This window comes from Archangium minus (assembly GCF_044360475.1).
Lineage (GTDB): Bacteria > Myxococcota > Myxococcia > Myxococcales > Myxococcaceae > Archangium > Archangium minus.
In genome coordinates, this window is record NZ_CP043494.1 from 10,794,592 (window position 1) to 10,813,280 (window position 18,689).

General features: G+C 65.4%; 13 protein-coding genes. 7 read left to right on the forward strand and 6 right to left on the reverse strand.

Going from position 1 to position 18,689, the window contains the following annotated elements:
• Positions 1-94: 94 nt before the first annotated feature.
• The 3 genes from F0U60_RS44250 to F0U60_RS44260 all read right to left on the reverse strand — a co-directional run bounded on the left by F0U60_RS44250 (position 95) and on the right by F0U60_RS44260 (position 7,491).
• Complete coding sequence (locus tag F0U60_RS44250; protein WP_395809334.1) at positions 95-3,103, reverse strand: FG-GAP-like repeat-containing protein; 3,009 nt, start codon at positions 3,101-3,103, stop codon at positions 95-97.
• A 476-nt stretch (positions 3,104-3,579) separates the two neighbouring features.
• Entirely contained in the window at positions 3,580-4,056 is a 477-nt protein-coding gene (locus tag F0U60_RS44255) for a hypothetical protein (protein WP_395825711.1), read from the reverse strand.
• A 489-nt stretch (positions 4,057-4,545) separates the two neighbouring features.
• The gene (locus F0U60_RS44260; protein WP_395809336.1) at positions 4,546-7,491 is read right to left on the reverse strand and encodes a carbohydrate binding domain-containing protein; all 2,946 of its coding nucleotides are present in this window, start codon (positions 7,489-7,491) and stop codon (positions 4,546-4,548) included.
• Between the two features lie 140 nt (positions 7,492-7,631).
• Here F0U60_RS44260 and F0U60_RS44265 point away from each other — a divergent pair, with 140 nt between their 5' ends.
• Positions 7,632-8,831: a winged helix DNA-binding domain-containing protein gene (locus F0U60_RS44265; RefSeq protein ID WP_395809338.1), complete on the forward strand. Its 1,200-nt coding sequence runs from the start codon at positions 7,632-7,634 to the stop codon at positions 8,829-8,831.
• Positions 8,832-8,947: 116 nt separating this feature from the next.
• On the opposite strand, the gene F0U60_RS44270 is transcribed toward F0U60_RS44265, so the two are convergent.
• Positions 8,948-9,811, reverse strand: coding sequence for a ketopantoate reductase family protein (locus F0U60_RS44270; RefSeq protein WP_395809340.1), 864 nt, complete (start codon positions 9,809-9,811; stop codon positions 8,948-8,950).
• Positions 9,812-9,967: 156 nt separating this feature from the next.
• On the opposite strand from F0U60_RS44270, the gene F0U60_RS44275 reads away from it, so the two are divergent.
• A complete protein-coding gene (locus tag F0U60_RS44275) occupies positions 9,968-10,096 on the forward strand; it encodes a hypothetical protein (protein WP_395809342.1) in 129 nt (42 codons plus the stop codon).
• Positions 10,097-10,163: 67 nt separating this feature from the next.
• Entirely contained in the window at positions 10,164-11,519 is a 1,356-nt protein-coding gene (locus tag F0U60_RS44280) for an MEDS domain-containing protein (protein WP_395809344.1), read from the forward strand.
• Positions 11,520-11,617: 98 nt separating this feature from the next.
• Here F0U60_RS44280 and F0U60_RS44285 read toward each other — a convergent pair whose 3' ends face one another.
• Positions 11,618-13,183 carry an FAD-dependent monooxygenase gene (locus tag F0U60_RS44285; RefSeq protein WP_395809346.1) on the reverse strand — a complete coding sequence of 522 codons (1,566 nt, stop codon included), beginning with the start codon at positions 13,181-13,183 and terminating at the stop codon, positions 11,618-11,620.
• A 90-nt stretch (positions 13,184-13,273) separates the two neighbouring features.
• Between F0U60_RS44285 and F0U60_RS44290 the strand changes: the two genes are divergently transcribed.
• The 4 genes from F0U60_RS44290 to F0U60_RS44305 all read left to right on the forward strand — a co-directional run bounded on the left by F0U60_RS44290 (position 13,274) and on the right by F0U60_RS44305 (position 18,211).
• Positions 13,274-14,011 carry a TetR/AcrR family transcriptional regulator C-terminal domain-containing protein gene (locus tag F0U60_RS44290; RefSeq protein WP_395809348.1) on the forward strand — a complete coding sequence of 246 codons (738 nt, stop codon included), beginning with the start codon at positions 13,274-13,276 and terminating at the stop codon, positions 14,009-14,011.
• A gap of 304 nt (positions 14,012-14,315) precedes the next feature.
• The gene (locus F0U60_RS44295) at positions 14,316-15,542 is read left to right on the forward strand and encodes an MxcI protein (RefSeq protein ID WP_395809350.1); all 1,227 of its coding nucleotides are present in this window, start codon (positions 14,316-14,318) and stop codon (positions 15,540-15,542) included.
• Positions 15,543-15,621: 79 nt separating this feature from the next.
• The gene (locus F0U60_RS44300; RefSeq protein ID WP_395809352.1) at positions 15,622-16,275 is read left to right on the forward strand and encodes an MXAN_6652 family MXYO-CTERM-anchored protein; all 654 of its coding nucleotides are present in this window, start codon (positions 15,622-15,624) and stop codon (positions 16,273-16,275) included.
• An 82-nt stretch (positions 16,276-16,357) separates the two neighbouring features.
• Positions 16,358-18,211, forward strand: a complete 1,854-nt coding sequence (locus F0U60_RS44305; protein WP_395809354.1) for a M48 family metallopeptidase — start codon at positions 16,358-16,360, stop codon at positions 18,209-18,211.
• 26 nt (positions 18,212-18,237) lie between these two features.
• Here the strand turns inward: F0U60_RS44305 and F0U60_RS44310 are convergent, their stop codons facing one another.
• Positions 18,238-18,669, reverse strand: coding sequence for a DoxX family protein (locus tag F0U60_RS44310; RefSeq protein ID WP_395809356.1), 432 nt, complete (start codon positions 18,667-18,669; stop codon positions 18,238-18,240).
• Between the last annotated feature and the right edge of the window lie 20 nt (positions 18,670-18,689).

Below are 18,689 nucleotides of genomic sequence, written 5' to 3' on the forward strand. Positions count from 1 at the left end.
GAAACCTGGCATCACGGGGAGCGCGGCCCCGCGTCACGCTGGAACCGGAGGACGCGACGTCTTCCGGTTCGCGACGCGGGGCTCGCCTTCGCTGCTACGGCTGCCAGTAGCCCGCGGGCACGTTCATGCCAAAGTCCTCCGCCCAGAACTCCGTGTTCTGGTAGCCGGTGCCGTTGGAGAGCGTCACGTGGGTGCCGTAGGAGGCCATGCCCACGATGTCCTGCCGGCCGTCCCCGTTGACGTCCGCTAGCATCCGTGGGTGCTGGTCCACGCGCCAACCGCCGCTGTCGTAGCCGTAAGCGTCACCCATCCACTGAGGGGCGGTGAATGACGAGCCCGTGGACAGGGACAGATAGATGCCATCGTTGCCCAGGCCCACGAGGTCCTGCTTGCCATCGCCGTTCACGTCACCAAACAGTCGCAGGTGCTTGTCCACGCGCCAGCCACCAGCGTCGTACTCATAGCCGTACGTCGCGATCCACACCTGGGTGGGGGCGAAGGAGGAGCCGGTAGACAGCGCCACCAGTGTGGCCCAGCTGCTGAAGGCGACGACGTCCTGCTTGCCATCGCCGTTCACGTCCGCCAGCACGCGCGGGTGCAAGTCCAGTTGCCAGCCGCTCGACGCATGCCATAAGTCGGGGGTCCACTCCTGGGTGGGGGTGAAGGAGGAGCCGGTGGACAGCGCCACCTGCGTGCCCCTGTCGCCGAAGCCGACGATGTCCTGCTTGCCATCGCCGTTCACGTCCGCCAACACGCGCAGGTGCTTGTCCACGCGCCAGCCGCCCGACTCATACCCGAAGTCGGAGATCCACACCTGGGCGGGCGCGAAGGAGCTGCCGGTGGACAGCGCCACCAGCGTGGCCCAGCTGCTGAAGGCGACGACGTCCTGCTTGCCGTCACCATTCACGTCCGCCAGCACCCGCGGGTGCTTGTCCACGCGCCAGCCGCTTGTTTCATACCCGAACTCGGAGGTCCACATCTGGGCGGACGCGAAGGAGCTGCCGGTGGACAGCGCCACGAACGTGCCCCAGTTGCTGAAGCCGACGACATCCTGCTTGCCGTCACCATTCACGTCCGCCAGCGTCCGGACGTGGTAGGCGGGATCCCAGCCGCCCGTGAGTCTCCCGAAGTTGGACAGCCACATGCGCGCGGGCGTGAAGGACGTGCCCGTGGAGAGCGACACGAAGACACCGATCTCACCGAAGCCGACGAGATCCTGCTTGCCGTCGCCGTTCACGTCGGCCGCCATGCGCGGCTGGTGACCCGGCGAGTTGTAGATGTCCGCTCCCGAGAAGTGTCCATCTCCCGTGGAGAGCATCACGATGAAACCGTTGGACCAGGGCGCGGCCCAGGTCCAGTCCGCCGCGCCATCGCCGTTGAGGTCATCCACCAGGAAGTTCGCCGCGGCGGACCAGTTGCCCCAGAAAGACGTGTCGTTGCCCGTCGCGAAATAGTGGCCGTCACGCGTGGACATCATCACGATGAAGTCGTTGGTCCCCGGCGAGTACCAGGACCAGTCGGTGGCGCCGTCCCCGTTGAAGTCTCCCGTGGAGAAGAACCTGCCCTCCGACCAGTTGCCCCAGCCGGACGTGTTGTTGCCCGCCGCGTCATAGTGGCCGTCACGCCTGGACATCATCACGATGAATTCGTTGGACCATGGCGCATACCAGGACCAGTCGGTGGCGCCGTCCCCGTTGAAGTCTCCGGTGGAGAAGTGCCGGGCGAGCTGCCAGTTGCCCCAGCCGGACGTGTCATTGCTCACCGAGCTGAAGTGTCCATCACGGCTGGAGAGCATCACGATGAAGTCGTTGGACCACGCCGCGTACCAGGACCAGTCGGTGGCGCCATCCCCGTTGAAGTCTCCCGTGGAGAAGTGCTGGCCACTCGACCAGTCGCCCCAGCCACTGGTGTCGTTGTACGCCGTCCAGTAGGCGCCATTGCGCAGCGACAGCCTCACCACGAAGGTGCTGAAGCCGTCGTAGTAGGCCCAGTCCGTGGCGCCATCCGCGTTGAAGTCGCCCACGTTGAAGTGCCTGGCATAGACCAGGTAGCCGGAACCGGTGCTTCGGCGCTCGGTCCAGCCCCCCGCTCCATTCGAGAACATCACGACGAACTCATCGGTCCAGTAGGAAACCCAGGACCAGTCATCCCGGCCGTCCCCGTTGAAGTCCCCGACGCGCAGGTGGTAGGCGGCGCTCGCGTGGCCCCAGTGGGAGACGTTGTGGCGCACCTGCCTCGGGCCGCCCTGCTGGCGCGAGAGCTCCACCACCCACTCCCGCGTCCCCGGCGAGTACCAGGACGCATCCAGGAGTCCGTCGCCGTTGAAGTCACCCTTCGCCTGAAGGGCTCTGGCGGCCGGGGGGTAGATCCGCTGCGCGCCCTCGATGTCGAGCTGGCTCAGCTTGTCATTGCTCTGCCCGTGGCATTTCTCGCCGTTGTAGTGCATCACCGACTGGGCGTCGTACGGCGTCAGATTCTCCGGGTTCGCGAACCAGAGATCGGGCTCGGTCGAGCAGTCGGACGAGGCCCCGGACTCGGGGCGTAGATGCTCGTGCTGGAAGCCGAGGATGTGGCCGAGCTCGTGCCGCAGGGTATCGGTCAGATCGTAGTGGTCATTATCGAGGCCGAACCGGGTGATCATCAGGGTCCGGTTGATGCGCATGAAGTCTGGATAGAACGCGAAGGCCGCCGCGTTAATCATGCCCCCGAACGACGTGTGCCTCGACACGCCGAACATCACGTTGCCGTTGAAGGCCGAGCAGGTCGCGTCTTCCGACTGGATGTGTGTGAAGTCGACATCCAGGGTCTCCTCCCACTGCTTGGCCGCTTCCTTCATGGCCCAGACGACCTTGTTGTAGTGGTCGTTCTCGAAGACGCTCTTCTCAATGCAGTAGGTCAGCTGACGCCGCTCGGATGCATCCCAGTAGACCCCGGCCCGGCGTAGCGAGAGCGCGTTGGACGGGAGCTGGAGCGAGTCGTAGTACTCGCGCATCTCCTCCAGGCTGCGCACCGGGACGTCGCCGTCAACGATGTAGAGACCCGTCTGAGGATCCTGAACCGCGTTTGCCTTGAATTTCTTGAACCCCTCTTCGTGCTTGGACATCGCCGAGCCCACGGGCTCATCCGACGGCACAGAGGTCTGCTGTTGCGAATCACATCCAATACCCAGCCACACGCCCAAGAGCAGAGTGGCCCCCCTCAAAGACTGCCTCATATATTGTGATGTCTTTCTCATGCGCCCCGACCGGAGCGGAGGGCCTCATTCCCATGGATCGGGGCCATGTTCAAGACTCAGATTTCTGATATGAATTTATGAGAAAGCTGCATTCGGCTGCTCATACTCGGGGCTTCCTTGGCTGGGGCGGCTTGAGCCTCAACACCACGCAGCCTGGGGCGCCCCGCGCGCCTCCTCCGCACCTGCTTGGGGGACAAAAAATGGCCGCAGTTGCGCGCCTGGAGCAAAGACGCCGTGGAACCTCGTGAGGTTTGCCCGAGGCGGAGGTACCAGGGACGCCACACGCCGCTCGCGCTGGGAGAGCCAGGCGGCGGGTTCAAGTCCCGCCGCCTCCGCGAGCCCACCTACGGCGCTGCGCCCGCGGGGCTTTGCTCCCTCGCCGCTTTCCGAAAAAGCCGGGCCGAGGTGAGCCACAGCGCGACGAAGAACCCCGTCAGCATCAAGGTGTCGCCCAAGTTGTAGGCCAATCCGACGATCAGGGCGATCACAACGACCAACACCTGAGCAAGCGCCGTCCCGACCAACGAGAGTGCCATCCCATGCGGCCGGAAGCGCGCAATGATGGCACCCAGGATCCCGACGACGAGTACTCCGCCATACATCAAGTTGGCGGGGTTCTCCTCACTCCCAATGAGGCCAACGGCAAGGTTCATCCAGACGAGGATGAATGCTGCCGCGAGCGCAACGCCGACGGCGGCTCGGTACGCCTTGTTGCCCGTCATCCTCGCTGCGAGCTCGTAGGTGCCGCAGGCGACGAACAGCATGGCGCCGAAGAGAGCGAAATCGGACAGGCCCCAAGCCACTTCTTCGGTGAACTGCATCGCCAACAAGGGCAACACCAGCAAGAGCGCTGCGGTGCCCCAGACCGCTAACCTCCAACGGTTCCCGCGCCGTCCGCTACCGTTCTCCGTGCTTCCTGCCATTGCCTTATCTCCGTGCATGAGTGAGGCCTTCTACCTGGCGCAGGTGACCTGTGAGCGGTATGAGCGTGTCTCACTCGTTCCGCAGACATTCCAGCTGCTCCATCCCATCGCTGCGCTCCTCGACCGGCGGGAGTGCCAGGTGACGCAGAGATAGCGCAGAGTGGAGCACCGCTCGGCTGCACCCGAGCGAGCGGTCGGGAATCGCGTCCGAGCGGCTCGGCGGCCGGATCGAGCCGCGCGGAGCCCCTTCTCACGTTCACTGTCGATAGGACACGTGTGGCAGCACCCGCTTCGACAGGAGCTACCATGACGTCCCGGAGTGCTGCTCAACGAAACCAGCGGCCAGGCGCCCCGCCCAGACAGAGGGGAACACCTGGCCGCCACACATCAGGGCTTCAAGAAGGGGCCATCCACGCCCACCTTGCCGGGCGCCGGGTTGCCTGGCAGCTCGAGCACGTACACCCGCAGATTACCCTTGCCGGAGACGCTGGCGGTCAGCGTGCCGCTCGTCACGGTCTTCACGTCACCCGTAATCGCATCCTTGTAGGTGCCGTTGGGGATGCCGCTGAAGGTGGCGCCGCCGGAGATGGTCACCAGCGCGAAGCTGTCCACCCCCTTGGACGCATCCGTGAACCGTCGTTTGAACGCCATGCCACCCTGGACGCCGTCCGTGGAGTATTGCCCCTTCTGCAACGCGGGGATCCGGCGGCGGATCTGATTCAGACGTTGCAGGTGCTTCGCCAACGGCTTGTTGAGCGTCTCGGCAACCTTGCCCGAAGCGCTCCCCACCACGCCGAAGTCCGAGGCTGAGACGCTCCCCTCGAGGTTGTTGCCATAGTAGGCGCGACCCGTGGTGGCCAGGGCACACGTGGGGCCGCAGTCGATTTGCTTGCCAGCCTGGAACTCGATCTCCGAGCCGTAATACAGCGTCGGAATGCCGCGGAAGGTCCACATCAGGCTCATGTTCTCCGCCCAGGCCTCGGTGCCTCCGGCGTAGCGGGTTCCGGACTTGTTCGGGCCGTAGTCGTGGGAGTCGACATACACGACGTTGTAGGTGGCGTCGTTGTAGCTGTCGTCCGAGTCCTTGCCGTTGAAGAAGGCATTGCTGGCCTCGGAGAAGTTCATGTGCATGCGCATGTCGATCACGCTCATCCCCGAGAACTGGCTGTGATCCGGAGCATGGTAGAGGTTGCCCTGGAGGAAGGCATTGGTGGACGTGGGCTGCGAGCTCGTGCCCTGAGCCTGCTCGTAGTTGTATTGCTCCAGCGCGGCCGTGGTGTCATCGGCGCTGTAGGTCCGGCGCTCCTTCCAGGTGAAGAATTGCGCGGAGTGGTTGGGCGAGCCGCGGTTCCACTTGTCGTTCACAAACGAGCCCACCTCGCCGAACATGAAGAAGTCCTTGCCCTTGGTGCCGAACTTCTCCTCGGCGTGCTGTTTGGCCGCGGGCAAGAAACGCCGGTTCCAGGTGACGCGGGGAATGTGAACCGCGGTGTCGATGCGGAAGCCATCCACGCCCATGTCGATGTACTTGTTGTAGACACCGATGAGGAAGTTCTGCACGGACGTGCTCTCCGTGTTGAAGTCCGCCAGGTCCTCGTGAATCCAGCAGCTGCGCGAATCCTCACCCTCCCAGTTTCCAATCCAGCACTGATGGAAGTACTGCGCCGGGAACATGCCGGAGGTGGGGTTGGGCCACTGGCAATTGTAGAGGCGGTAGCCCTCCTTGCTGTAGCCGCCCGTGGGGACGCCCCAATTGCGGCAGGTGTTGCCCGCGGGCTCGGCCGTCGACCACAAATCTCCGTTGTAATAGGACTTGCCGGAGGTGGGCTCCACGGTCAGCCCGTCATAGGTGAAACCCGGAACGGGCGCGTCGTAGTACCAGCTCCACTGGCTGTCGCGCACGCCATAGACCTTGGGCGCGAACAGCCCCTTCGCCCCCCAGCGGCTGGAGTGGTTGTAGACCACGTCCTGGATGATCTTGATGCCCTTGGCGTGGGCCGCGTTGATGAGCTCCTGGTAGCTCGCCCCCGGGGACTCCAGGCGCGGGTCGATCCGATGGAAGTCCCAGCCGTGGTAGCCGTGGTAGTCGTAGTCCGACCGGTTGAGCACCACCGGGGTGATCCAGACGGCGGAGAAGCCCAGTGCCTTGATGTAGTCGAGCTTCTGGATGAGCCCCTTGAAGTCGCCGCGGAACATCGGATCGTTGTTGGCGGCGTTGCCCGACTGCACGTGCATGCTGCCACCGCGGTTGTTGGAGGAATCGCCGTCGAAGAAGCGCGCGGTCAGCACGAAGTAGATCGAATCCTCGCGGATGTCTCCGCCCAGCGGCTGTCCCGGGGGGGCGGGCTGCGGCGCGTCACCCGTGGTGGCCGAGGCCGAGGTGCTCGCCGCGGACTTGTTGCCCGCGGCATCGAAGGCCTTGACCGTGTAGAGGTAGGCCGTCCGGGCGCTCAGGCCCGTATCGCTGTAGCTTGTGGAGGAAGTGGTCCAGGTCTTCGTGCCCTGGGTGCCGCCCGTGCGAACCAGCTCATAGCCTGTCACGGCGCGATTGTCGGTCGAGGCCTCCCACGACAGGGAGATCTGCGTACCGGAAGCCAATGCAGTGAGCCGCGAGGGGATGGAGGGCGCGATGGTGTCGGGGGGCAGGGCTACGCACGGGGATGTCGCATTGGCGGTGACCACCCCCTCCTTCACGGTGATCAGCCCCGTTCCCAGAGAGTAGTCCGAGCCGCTGTTGTTGTCCCAGGTGGTGCCGTTGTTGAACGCCGCCTTCATCCCCGTCGCGGAGCCCAGAGCGACGGTCTTCTTCACCCAATCCGTACAAGCGGTCTCATTCATCGCCACACCGGGCGGAGTGGTCCAGGCGCCACCGGTCGGCGCATAGTGGATGTTGACGGAGCTCCAGCCACGCGAGCCGGTATAGTAATACACCTCGGACTGGTTGTTGGTGGAGGTCGTGCAGGGTGAGCCGGCGTTGGCCAGGAGCTGGCCATTCTTGATTTGATGGGTGCCGCTGGTCGGGATGTTGTAATTGGCACCAGACTGGTTGTTGTAATTGTCCCAGTGATTCTGCCCGTCGGTGAAGACGGCCTGGAAGCTGCTCGCCGTCCCCGTGGTGAGAACCTTCATCACCCAGTTCGTGCAGGCCGGACCCAGGGACGTGCCCGGTGAAGTCGTCCAGCTCCCACTGGCGTTGTGGTGTATGTAGGGCGAGCTCCAAGCCTTGTAGGGTGTGTAGTAATAGACAGTCGCCGTATCAGCGAACGCAGCGGACGGGCCCACCGCCACCAGCATCAGCGCCCAGAGGACGCTTTCTCTCCAACGGATACTCATGTGCTTGCAACCTCTCCAGGGGGGTAAGGACTGCAAGCACCGATATAGTCGACTCTCGATTTCCGAGAAATATGCGCAGCTGAAGAAACCAGTGATTTCCTTGATTCATGTGCTCAAGCGTTCCGTCCCTTGAATCACGCATGAAATACTTTGGGACCGATGCTCCGGCGACTTTCGTTGACGCGAGCACCGAGACATCGGCCATCGTATCGGACATGCCGAAACGGTCCTCCTCCACCGTGCTGCCCCTGCGCTCGCTCAATCGGGCCCTGCTCGAACGTCAGCTGCTCCTCCGGCGCTCGACGCTGTCCGTCGAAAAGACGCTCCAGCACCTCGTCGGCATGCAGGCGCAGGCCACGAATCCGCCCTATTTCGGCCTGTGGACACGACTCGACGGCTTCCAGCCCGAGGCGTTGTCCCGGCTCATCTCCCGGCGCCGAGCCGTACGCATCGCGCTGATGCGCTCGACGATCCACCTGGTCACCGCACGGGACTGCCTGCCCCTGCGAACCCTTCTGCAACCGGTCCTCGAACGCGCCCTGCTCACCGGCAGCGCCTACGGCCGAGCCCTCGAGGGAATGGACATCTCCGCCCTCGTGGCCTTCGGCCGAGCCCTGGTCGAGGAGAAGCCCCGCCCCCTCATCGAGCTCGGAGAGCTCCTCCAGGAGAGATGGCCCGAGCGCGACGCCAAATCCCTCGCCTATGCCATCCGCAACCTGGTGCCGCTGGTCCAGGTGCCTCCACGAGGCCTCTGGGGCGTCGGTGGACAGGCCGCGAGCACCACGGCGGAGTCCTGGCTTGGCGGTAAGGCCAGCTCCGAGTTGTCGCTCGATGAGCTGATTCTCCGCTACCTCGCGGCCTTCGGGCCGGCCAGCGTCAAGGATGTCCAGACCTGGTCGGGTCTGACGCGGCTGCGAGAAGTCATCGAGGAGCTCCGGCCTCGTCTGCGCACCTTTCGGGACGAGCACGGCGTGGAGTTGTTCGATGTACCCAACGCTCCGCTTCCTGAGCCGGAGGTCCCCGCGCCGCCGCGCTTCCTGCCCGACTTCGACAATGTGTTGCTCTCCCACGCAGACCGTACCCGCATCATCTCCGAGGAGCACCGCCAGGCGATCGCCACCGCCAATGGCCTGTTTCTCTCGACGTTCCTCGTCGACGGCTTCGTGCGGGGCACGTGGAAGCTTGAGCAGGAGCGGGAGCGGGCTGCGCTGGTCATCAGCCCGTTCACCGCGCTGAAGAAGCCCGAGCGAGCCGCACTGGCCGAGGAGGGGGCTCGACTGCTCGCCTTCGCCGCGCCCGACGCGCGGACTCCCGAGGTCCGCTTCGTCCCGTCGAAGTGAGCGAGATGGCTCTCAAGAGCAGGCCGTGGTGGGCTCAGCCACACCAGGGATCGGGCCGGTAGCTCGTGGTGTGGGTGGGGCAGAATCCGCCATGGGTGTATCGGTATTGGAGTTGATCACGGTCGCAGTGACTGGAGCATCGCACTCCGAGTCGGCGCAGCAGCCACCATGGAATCAATCAGCGTTCGCGCCTCACCGGGCCCCTTTCCCCCAAGTGAAGTGATCGCGGGGTTCCGACTGAGCAACCACAGCCCGAGCGTAAGGAGAGAAGCCGGCGTCTTGCCGAGGACCGCCACGTTCGAAGGCGTCAATGGATGGCCGAGCGAGCGAACGAGCTCGAGCCCTTCGACCAGGACTGAAGCAATCTCGCGCGCCTCATTCCACGAGAGCCCGGACCCGCGCTTGTAAACACGGTCAGCGAGGATCATCACCGGCACCACCACTGCCGCGTGGGTGCGCAACCAGCTGTGCATATCGGCCTGCGTGTCGGTGGCAATGCCGGCCTTTGAGAAAGTCTCAGCCCATGCGCGATCCGTGACGATGGTGATCTGCAAAGCGGAGAGCGAGCGAGGGATGACTTGAGCTTCGAGTTTGCCGTCCTTGAGCTCGGCGAGGATGGCTGGAAAGCCAAAGACGAAACGGTTGGCCCCCACCGCGTCGCGAAACCGGTCGAGCGGCTCGAAGGTGTTGAACATGAACATCACCTGCTTCGCGGCGCTGCGTTGCACCGCGGGCAACACCACATCCACCTGTGATTCAAGAACGGTGACCAGCACCAGGTCCCACGGTGTGGTGGCGTCGAGCGCGGCGCTCACTTCAACCGGTGCGCGCCGCTCATCCGTGGTGACAATGGCGCGCTCCTTCTCGAGCTGCGCGAGGCGTGCACCGCGCGCGACGACCGTCACGTCGTGGCCTGCGCGAGCAAGATGAAAAGCGAAGGTGCTGCCGATGGCGCCGGGACCAACGATGGCGATTTTCATGGGAGCCCCTATAACCAGCGCGAGGTCACGCCGCCGTACTGATTCCGCGCTTCGGCGAAGCTCAGGCGCGGTGGGCGATGGAAGTGCGAGCCGGTTTCAGGGGCGGTATTGCTGATGTGATGGCTTCAGTCACTGGGTGGCGTTGGGGAACATCTCATGCACGCTCGCACATCGGGTGACACGGGCCGGGCCCTCACAACCCGCGGGTACAAGGCCGCACCCGAGGCCCAGAGCCTCGTCCTCAACGAGCGCTCGCCTGGAGGGCGGGTCATCGGCCACCTGTAGAAAATTTCCGACAAGGGCCCATATCCCGGTTGTGGGACAAGGGAGTCCGCTCTAAACAAGGTTCACCATGTACGACCATCACAGGCCCAGTGGGCTCTCCGTCGTCGGCTCCTTGCCCTGGGGGTCACATTTCTGCCAGTTCTACGAGGATCGGGAAGATCTGGTGGACTCGCTCGTGCCCTATTTCAAAGCGGGCCTTGACCACAACGAGAAGTGCCTGTGGGTGACTTCGGAGCCTCTCCGGGCCGAAGACGCCCGGACGGCGCTCCGTTCGGTCGTACCGGATCTCGAGGACCGAGAGCGGCGCAACCAGATCGAGATCATCGACCATCAGGACTGGTACGCGCGGACGGGGAAATCGGACCCAGACGACACCCTGCGAGGATGGGTCGAGCGTGAAGAGCAGGCCCTGGCGCATGGGTTCGCCGGGCTGCGGCTGACGGGAAATACGTACTGGGTCGAACGCTCGGACTGGAATGGCTTCGTCGATTACGAGGCCCGCGTCTCGCGGACCTTCAAGGACCGTCACATCATTGGGATGTGCAGCTATTGCCTGGGCCGCTGCCAGCCTCATGACATCCTCGATGTGGTCGCCAACCACCAGTTCGCCCTCACGCGCCGGGCGGGCAACTGGCAGATGATCGAGAGCGCCGCGCTGAGCATGGCGAAGGATGAGCTGCAGCGCCTCAACGCCGAGCTCGAGCGCCGTGTCCTCGACCGAACCGCCGCTCTCGAGCACGCCGTCCAGGCACGAGATGAGTTTCTCTCCGTCGCGTCGCACGAATTGAAGACCCCCATCGCCTCGCTCCAGCTCTATGTCCAGGGAATGGCTCGCGCCCAAGCGAAGGGCATGCTGACCGCGGAACAGCTCAACGCCCGGCTGAACCGGATCCAAGAGCAGTGCGGCCGACTCGAGAAGCTCATCAACAACCTGCTGGATGTCTCTCGTGCGGATGCCAGGACTCCGATGCTGCAGCGCGAGTCCTTCGACATGTCGGAGCTGGTGGCGGATACCGTGGAGCGCTTCGCGGAGGAATTCGCGCGGGCCCAGTGCCAGGTCCATGTCGAGGCTCGCGAACCCATCGTGGGCTGCTGGGACAAGATGCGTGTCGAGCAGGCGCTCACCAACCTGTTGCAAAACGCGGCTCGCTACGCCCCTGGCGCTCCTGTGAACATCCGGGTGCAGACGGAAGGTCCCTGGGTGAGGCTCGTCGTTCGAGACGCAGGGCCGGGTATCGCCGAGAAGGACCACGAGCGAATCTTCGAGCGTTTCATCCAGGCGGGGAGCCAGACGTTCGCAGGTGGATTCGGCTTGGGGCTTTGGATTGTGAAACAGATGGTAGAGGCACACCAAGGCAGCGTGACGCTCGACAGCCGGCCCGGGGCGGGCGCGACATTCACGCTCATGCTGCCGCTCGACTGAGCTCACGGACTGGAAGATGACTGGGAGCACGGCCAGGTATGACAGCCGTGACCGGGCATCCCCTGTCGCCTCCGAGCCTGTTGGAGCCCTGAACGAGCCTAGCGCGCAGCGCATGACACCTGCCGGAGGGCGTCGCCGAACGAACGGCGAGGATCCTCCAGCAGCTCGCTCGCGCGCCAGGCCACGTAGCCATCCGGACGGATCAGCGAGGCCCCCCCTACCCCGAGGCCGAAAGCCGTCCGGAAAGCGCTCTCATCGGACGGTCGCACATCGATGCCGATGCGGAGGCACTGCACCTCGATGCCCAATTGCTTGCCGACCTGCGCGACGGCGGGGCCCCACCGCTCGTCCTGGGCAAGCAGCACCCAGCCTCGCTGGAACAAGTCGAGCGTGGACACCCGCTCGCCGTCCTTGGACATCCACAGATGCGGCGCACGCGTGCCAGGCTGACCCGCCCATTGCTCGGGCCGCAACGCGGGCGGGAGCTCATTGCTGGCATCGAGCACCGCGGACGAGCGATACAGCTGGCCGAACTCCATGGCGGCGTCGTCGATAATCGGCACATCCTTGGAGTTCCCTGCCGCGTCCGCCGCGTAGTCGCTTCGGGCGAAGAGCTGCTCATGCCGAAGCCAGGCGATCGGGCGCCGTTCGGCGTCGTAGGTGTCGAGCAGCCGCGGCATCGACGCACCAGAGACGACCGCGGACAACTTCCACGCGAGATTGTGGGCATCCTCGATGCCGGTGTTCGCACCATAGCCACCACGAGTCGGCGGCAGGGTGTGCGCGGCATCCCCGGCCAGGAAGATCCTGCCGGACGCGAAGCTGTCCGCGATGCGTGCGCTCAGCTCCCATCGGCCAGTGGTGATGAGCTCGACCTCGAGGTCCGTCCTGCCGATCGCCTTGGACACCATCTCCCTCAACGTGCCTTCGTCGCGTTCCTCGTCATCCGAGAACATCAGCACCCAACGACCATCGCCGTAGGTCGTGAGGAACGCCTTGAATCCCGGCTGGTCGATGTTGAACTGCGAAATCCCCGAGCGAAGGTACTCCTCGAGCGGAGCCCGGAAGAGCACGCTGCGCAGCGTCCGGATGAGGCCGCGTCCCTTCCGACCGATCCCCAATGCCTCGCGAATCGGGCTGTCATGGCCATCCGCCGCGATCAGATACGCAGCCCGCATCGTGTACTCTCGTCCATCGCGAGCGCGCAGCGAGGCGACAACCCCGTCAGCCCCCTGTTCGAACCGGATCAACTCCGTTGAGAGCCGGATGTCGGCACCAAGCGCGATCGCCTTCTCACGAAGGATGGGCTCGAGACGATCCTGGGCAACCGCGGCGCCGGTGCACGGCGAGTACTCGAGCCCGGGCGACTGCTGGGTCTCGGGTGTCCAGGGGGTCTCCTCGAACCACTGTCCGGCCAGACTCTCGACCCGGCCCCTGCGCAGCCGGAAGTCGGCCGGCGCCTGGGGAATGCGAGGGCCCAGCCCGACGGCACGAAAGAGCTCCATCGTCCTCGGCGTGTAGCCGATCGCACGCGGGTGCGGTGAGCTGCCCGGGTGCCGCTCGACGAGGACGGTTGGCACACCGCGCCAGGCAAGGAACATCGCGGCCGATAAACCCACCAGGCCGCCTCCGACCACGAGCACCGAGGTTGATTCTGTCTTCATGGCTGTCTCCGATACATCGTATCGACCAATACACTGTATCGGACATCCCAGGTTGTCAACTGCGCCACGTTCAGGACAAGAAGAGCCGCGATGACCGCTCGACAGAAACCGCCCGCAGCCGATGCGGGGCTCATTTGGGAGCGCCCCGAGCCCGCGAACCGTCCCGCGCCCGGGCCCCTGAGCCGGGAGCGGATCGTGCGCGCCGCCATCTCACTCGCGGACAAGGACGGCCTCGCCTCGGTGTCGTTGCGGAAGGTCGGAGCCGAGCTCAGTGCCGGGCCCATGCGGCTCTACGGCTACCTGTCCACCAAGGAGGAGCTGCTCGAGCTCATGGTGGACGCGGTCTACGGCGAGATGGCGTCCGCCGGGCCGATCCGCGGCAACTGGCGCGAGGCGCTCCGGACGATCGCGCAGCGCACCCGGCAGGCGGCCAAGAAGCACAAGTGGTTCATCGACCTGCTGGGCGGCCGTCCTCATCTCGGCCCGAATGCCCTCGCCCATTCCGAGGCGTCACTCGCCGCGTTGAGCGAGACGCCGGGCTTCGAGAACATCGATGACGCACTCCAGGCTGTCGGGACCGTCAATGCCTACGTCATCGGCGCGATCCTGAGCGAAGCCAGTGAGCTGCGTGCCGAGCGCGAAAGCGGCATGAACGAGACGGAATGGCAGAACGCCACGTGGCCCTACCTCCAGCGGATGATCGCCACCGGCCGCTTCCCGACGCTCTCGAAGGTGGTTCGAGACGCCACCCACCCCTCGTCCGACGTCCGATTCGACAAGGGGCTGGAGTGCGTGCTCGACGGCATTGCGGCGCGACTGTCGCGCTGAAGGCTTCAACAGGGGGGGACATTTGAAAAGTTTGTTGCTGTGGGTTCCGCGAAAGCGCTGCGCCCTGGACTCCTCTCCGCGCTAGCGCCGCCGGTCCGGCAAGGCTGCCCATGACCCTCTCCTTGCGAAGGCCCTGCACGGGCTTTGACTAGAGAGGGATTGAGGAAGTGATTTTCCTGGAGACCTTCCTGCTTCTTGACAAGACGCGGCAATGGATCTAACACGCGCCGATAATGAGAATGCGTATCAATTTCATCTCTGAGCGCTGACCCCCACTTCCCCCCACGGCAGAAAGGCAGTTCCCATGAAGCATCCTGTTTCCGTTCTCTCCTCGCGACTCTCCTCCGCGATGCTCGCCTTCGCCCTGCTCTCCGGTTGTGGTGACAAGGAGGAGCCCGTCGACCCGGGCAACGGCGATAACAAGCCGCTGTACGCCATCACCACGCAGCTGTTCTCCTCGGATCCGATGGAGAGCTTCGTCATCGTGACGGACCAGGCGGAGCAGACCGCGACGCTCTCGCTGGACAACGCCGTCAAGGTTCCCGGCCGCGCGCTCGGCGTGGGCCTTGCCAAGTCTGGCTCGCTCTATGTGGTGAGTGACGAGAGCGCGACGATCACCCGCTACAACCTGACGAGCAGCGGCAGCTTGCAGCAGGCGGGCACCCTGAGCCTCGAGAGCCAGGGCATCTCGTCGCTCGGGGAGTACCAGAACAACTTCCAGTTCATCTCGGCGACCAAGGCCTACTACTTCGACGGGACCACCGCCCAGCTCGTCATCTGGAACCCCACCGAGATGACGGTCACGAAGAGCATCCCCCTCGACGCGCTGAACATCCCGGACACGCTCCTGTCCTTCTCGGGGGCGATCGTGCACCTCGACAACCAGATCATCATGCCCGTGGGCTGGCGTCCGGTCTCGGGCGTGGGAATCACCAAGAAGGCGGGCGTCGTCTCCGTCGACACACGGACGGACGAGCCCACCGTCGCGCTGGATGACCGGTGCGGCTACACGCACGATGCCGCCGTCGGCCCCGATGGCAAGGTCTACATCGCGACGGAGGCGTACGGCGCCGCGGTGTACCGGGTAGAGGGGGGAGAGACGCCGGAGCCGTGCCTGCTCAGGTTCGATCCCCAGACGCGCACCTTCGATCCCTCCTTCTACAAGGACCTCAGCTCGCTGGTGGGCGGAGGCACCGCGGGGGCACTCATCCCCGGCCCCCAGGGGACGGCCTACGTGCGCGTGCTCGATGAGAGCATTGCCCCTGTGAACGAGGGGACCCATCCCCGTACCGTGGCGAGCGGGACCGGTTGGCAGTGGTGGCAGTTGAAGCTCGACACCCTGACGGCGACACGGAGGACCGACTTCCCGTCCACCACGGGCAGCGTCTTCCTCTTCGAGTCGCAGAACCAGACCCTCTACTCCGAGTTCGGGGCGGGCAGCGCGTCGACGACCCTGCACGTGCTGGGCGAGAGCGGCAGGCCCACCGTGACCACGCAAGGGCTCGCCTTCTCCTTCCTCCAGCTGCGCTAGAGCGACCGGCTCTCGAGAACACTCGGGAGCCATCTCCGTTGTCACAACCCCCATGCGTTCACCCATTCCTGGAGTTCCGATGCGTTTTGCCTTCCGTACCGCGAGCGTGGTTGCCATCTGGCTTTTGTCGACCCCTGCCCTTGCCACCAGCACGGGCATCACCGGCCAGTCCGGCAAGGAGGGGCAGGCGTGCAACATGTGTCACAAGGGGGGGCCGGCCCCCACCGTCGAGTTCTCGGGTCCCACGACGCTCGCTCCGGGAGCGACGGGCCAGTTCTCGTTCATCATCCGGGGTGGGGCCGCGAAGGTAGGAGGTGTGGACATCGCCGTGGACAACGCGGCGGCGGTCCTCCAGGCCGGCGAGGGCCTGAAGAAGCTCGGTGGCGAGCTCACCCACTCAGCGCCCAAGACCTTCAACGGCAACGAGCTTCGTTTTGACTTCTCCCTGGTCGCGCCCTCCACCGATGTCACCCTCACGCTCTTTGGCGCCGGCAACTCCGCCAATGCGGACCTCGGCAGCGATGGCGACAAGCCCGCATCCACGAAGTGGAGCGTGATCGTCGGCAACGGCACACCCGACGCGGGCTCGGGCACACCCGACGCGGGCTCGGGCGATGAAGGCAACGAAGGTGATGATGACCAGGGCGGGTGCTCCGCAACGGGAGGCTCGCCCGTGTGGATTCTCGCGATGGCCGGAACCTTCCTGGCCCTGCTCCGCCGCCGCCAGGGCTGAGCATCACGGGGAAGAGGGCGGGTCTATCCCTGGACCCGTCCCAAGCGATAGGGTCCGCGCTTTCTCGCGCCTTGCGTCCTCCATGAAATCCACCCTGACACTCCCCGGTTTCCTTCGCACCTACGCACTTCCCGCCCTCTGGCTCTTCGCCCTCCCGCTCTTCGGCCTGTGGTTCGGCGACCACGCCACCCGCCGGTTCGACGAGGACGTCCTCGAAAGCATCGAGCAACAGGTTTCCCAGGATGCCGAGCTCGACGAGACGCAGCGGCAGCAGACGCTGGACTTCTTCCGCTCCGTCCCGGCCTCGACGGCATGCCTCTCCACGGAAGAGGAGCTGGCGGAGTTCCGCAACAGCCTGAGCGAGGCGTGCTCGGACGTGTGGCAGTTCGGGGCGATGGGCTTGCTGTCAGTCGTCGCGCTCGTGCTGGGGCTCGTCTCCGCCGCTATCGCCCTGCTGTGCGCCCTGGCGGCCTTCATCTCGCGGCCCTTCCAGTACGGCAGCTTCGTGGTGGGCTGGAATGTGCTCCGGGTCACCGGGGCGCTCCAGGCGCTCGCGCAGGGCGCGCTGGCCGTGTGGCTGTCCTATTGGATGACCGCGCTGTGGTTCAACCGCTACTACCCGAAGCTCATCCTGATGGTCGGCATTCTGGCCGCCGTCGCCCTCTTCCACGTGGTGGCAGCCATCTTCCGCCGCCCGCCCATGGACTTCGAGGTGGAGGCGGAGGTGCTCGAGAAGGAGCACGCGCCGGAGCTCTGGGCCCACGTGCGCCAGCTGTGCGAGCGGCTGGGGACCCCGCCGCCGGACCACATCCTCGCCGGCATCGACACCAACTTCTTTGTCACCGAGAGCGACGTGCGCGTGGGGGAGCGGACGCTCACCGGCCGGACGCTCTACGTGAGCCTGTCCCTGCTGCGCATGCTCGAGCGCTCCGAGGCGGACGCGGTGCTCGCGCATGAGATGGGGCACCTGCTCGGAGGGGACACGGGCCATGGCAAGCGACTCGCGCCCATGCTCGCGCGCTTCGGGCAATACCTCGAGGCGCTCCACTCGGGCGTGCTCACGCGGCCCATCTACCACTTCATGGTGGCCTACCGCGCCGTGTTCGAGCTGTCGCTCGGACGCAGCCGGCGCGCGAGCGAGCTCGCCGCGGACCGGCTCGCCGCGAGCATCACCTCGGGCCAGGACATTGCCCGCTCGCTCGTGAAGGTCGGCGCCTACGCGAGCTTCCGCGACCGCGTGGAGGCCGACCTCTTCGCCCAAAGTGAGCAGCAGCAGAGCGTGGCCATCGCGCAGCGGGTCGCGCTCGGCTTCGCGGAGTACGCCGGCTCCGAGGCCGTGCACGGCGACCTGCACGGAGCGGTGACGCCACATCCGTTCGACTCCCACCCGCCGCTCGCCGCACGCCTGGAGAACGTAGGACAGACGCTCACGCCCACCGACGTGGTGCAGGTGCTGCTCGAGCCGCCCACCTCCTCGTGGGTGAGCGCCATCCTGGAGGCAGAGGCCATCGAGGCACGGCTGTGGGGCGCATACGAGGCGCGCTTCGCGGCGGCGCACGACCTGGCGCTCGCCTACCGCTACGTGCCGTCCAATGAGGCGGAGCGGCAGCACGTGGAGAAGCACTTCCCGCCCCTCACCTTCGAGGGCAAGGAGGCTGGGCTGGAGGTCCACCTGGACTTCGCGCAGGTGAGCTACACGGAGTGGGAAGAGCCCGTTCGTTTCGAGCAGGTGAAGTCCGCCAGCACGGCCGAGCGTCTGTTCAAGAAGTACCTGGACCTGGAGCTCCAGGGAGGCGGCGTGTTCAAGGGCAAGCGCTCCATCTGCCTGAGCAAGCTGCGAGACGCGGACGGGCTGCTCAGCGCCTTCGGAAACTACCTCGGGCGCCACAAGACAATGGAAGAGCACCGCGCGAGCTCACGGCAGGCGGCCGCGTAATCAAGGACGGCTGCCTGCCGCCACCTTCAGGCCTTGGACGGTGCGGGGCGGAACAGCTTCGCATCGAGCGAGAAGGACCCCGGGCCGCACAGGATGAAGCACAGCGAGATGACGAAGTAGAGCCCCGCCAGCTCCCAGCTCGGCCCTCCCGTCCCCACGAACGGGTCACCGTTCGAGATGTGGAAGAAGGAAGCGAAGGCCATCGTGCAGAGCAGACCGAACATGGCCAGGGGGGTGAGCAGGCCGAGCACCAGCGCGAGCCCGCCACCGAACTCGGACAGGGCCGCGAGCCCCTGGAGGAAGCCAGGCACGGGGGCCGTTGGCCCCATCCAGTCAAAGGGGTTCTGAATCTTGCCCCAGCCGTGATGCATCATCGCGACCCCCGCGAGCAGCCGCAGGGCAAGCAAGCCCAGCGATGCGCGGGGGCTAAGGACGTCCGGGTAGAACAGGCGCTTCATCGTCGTCACCTCTGGAAGTA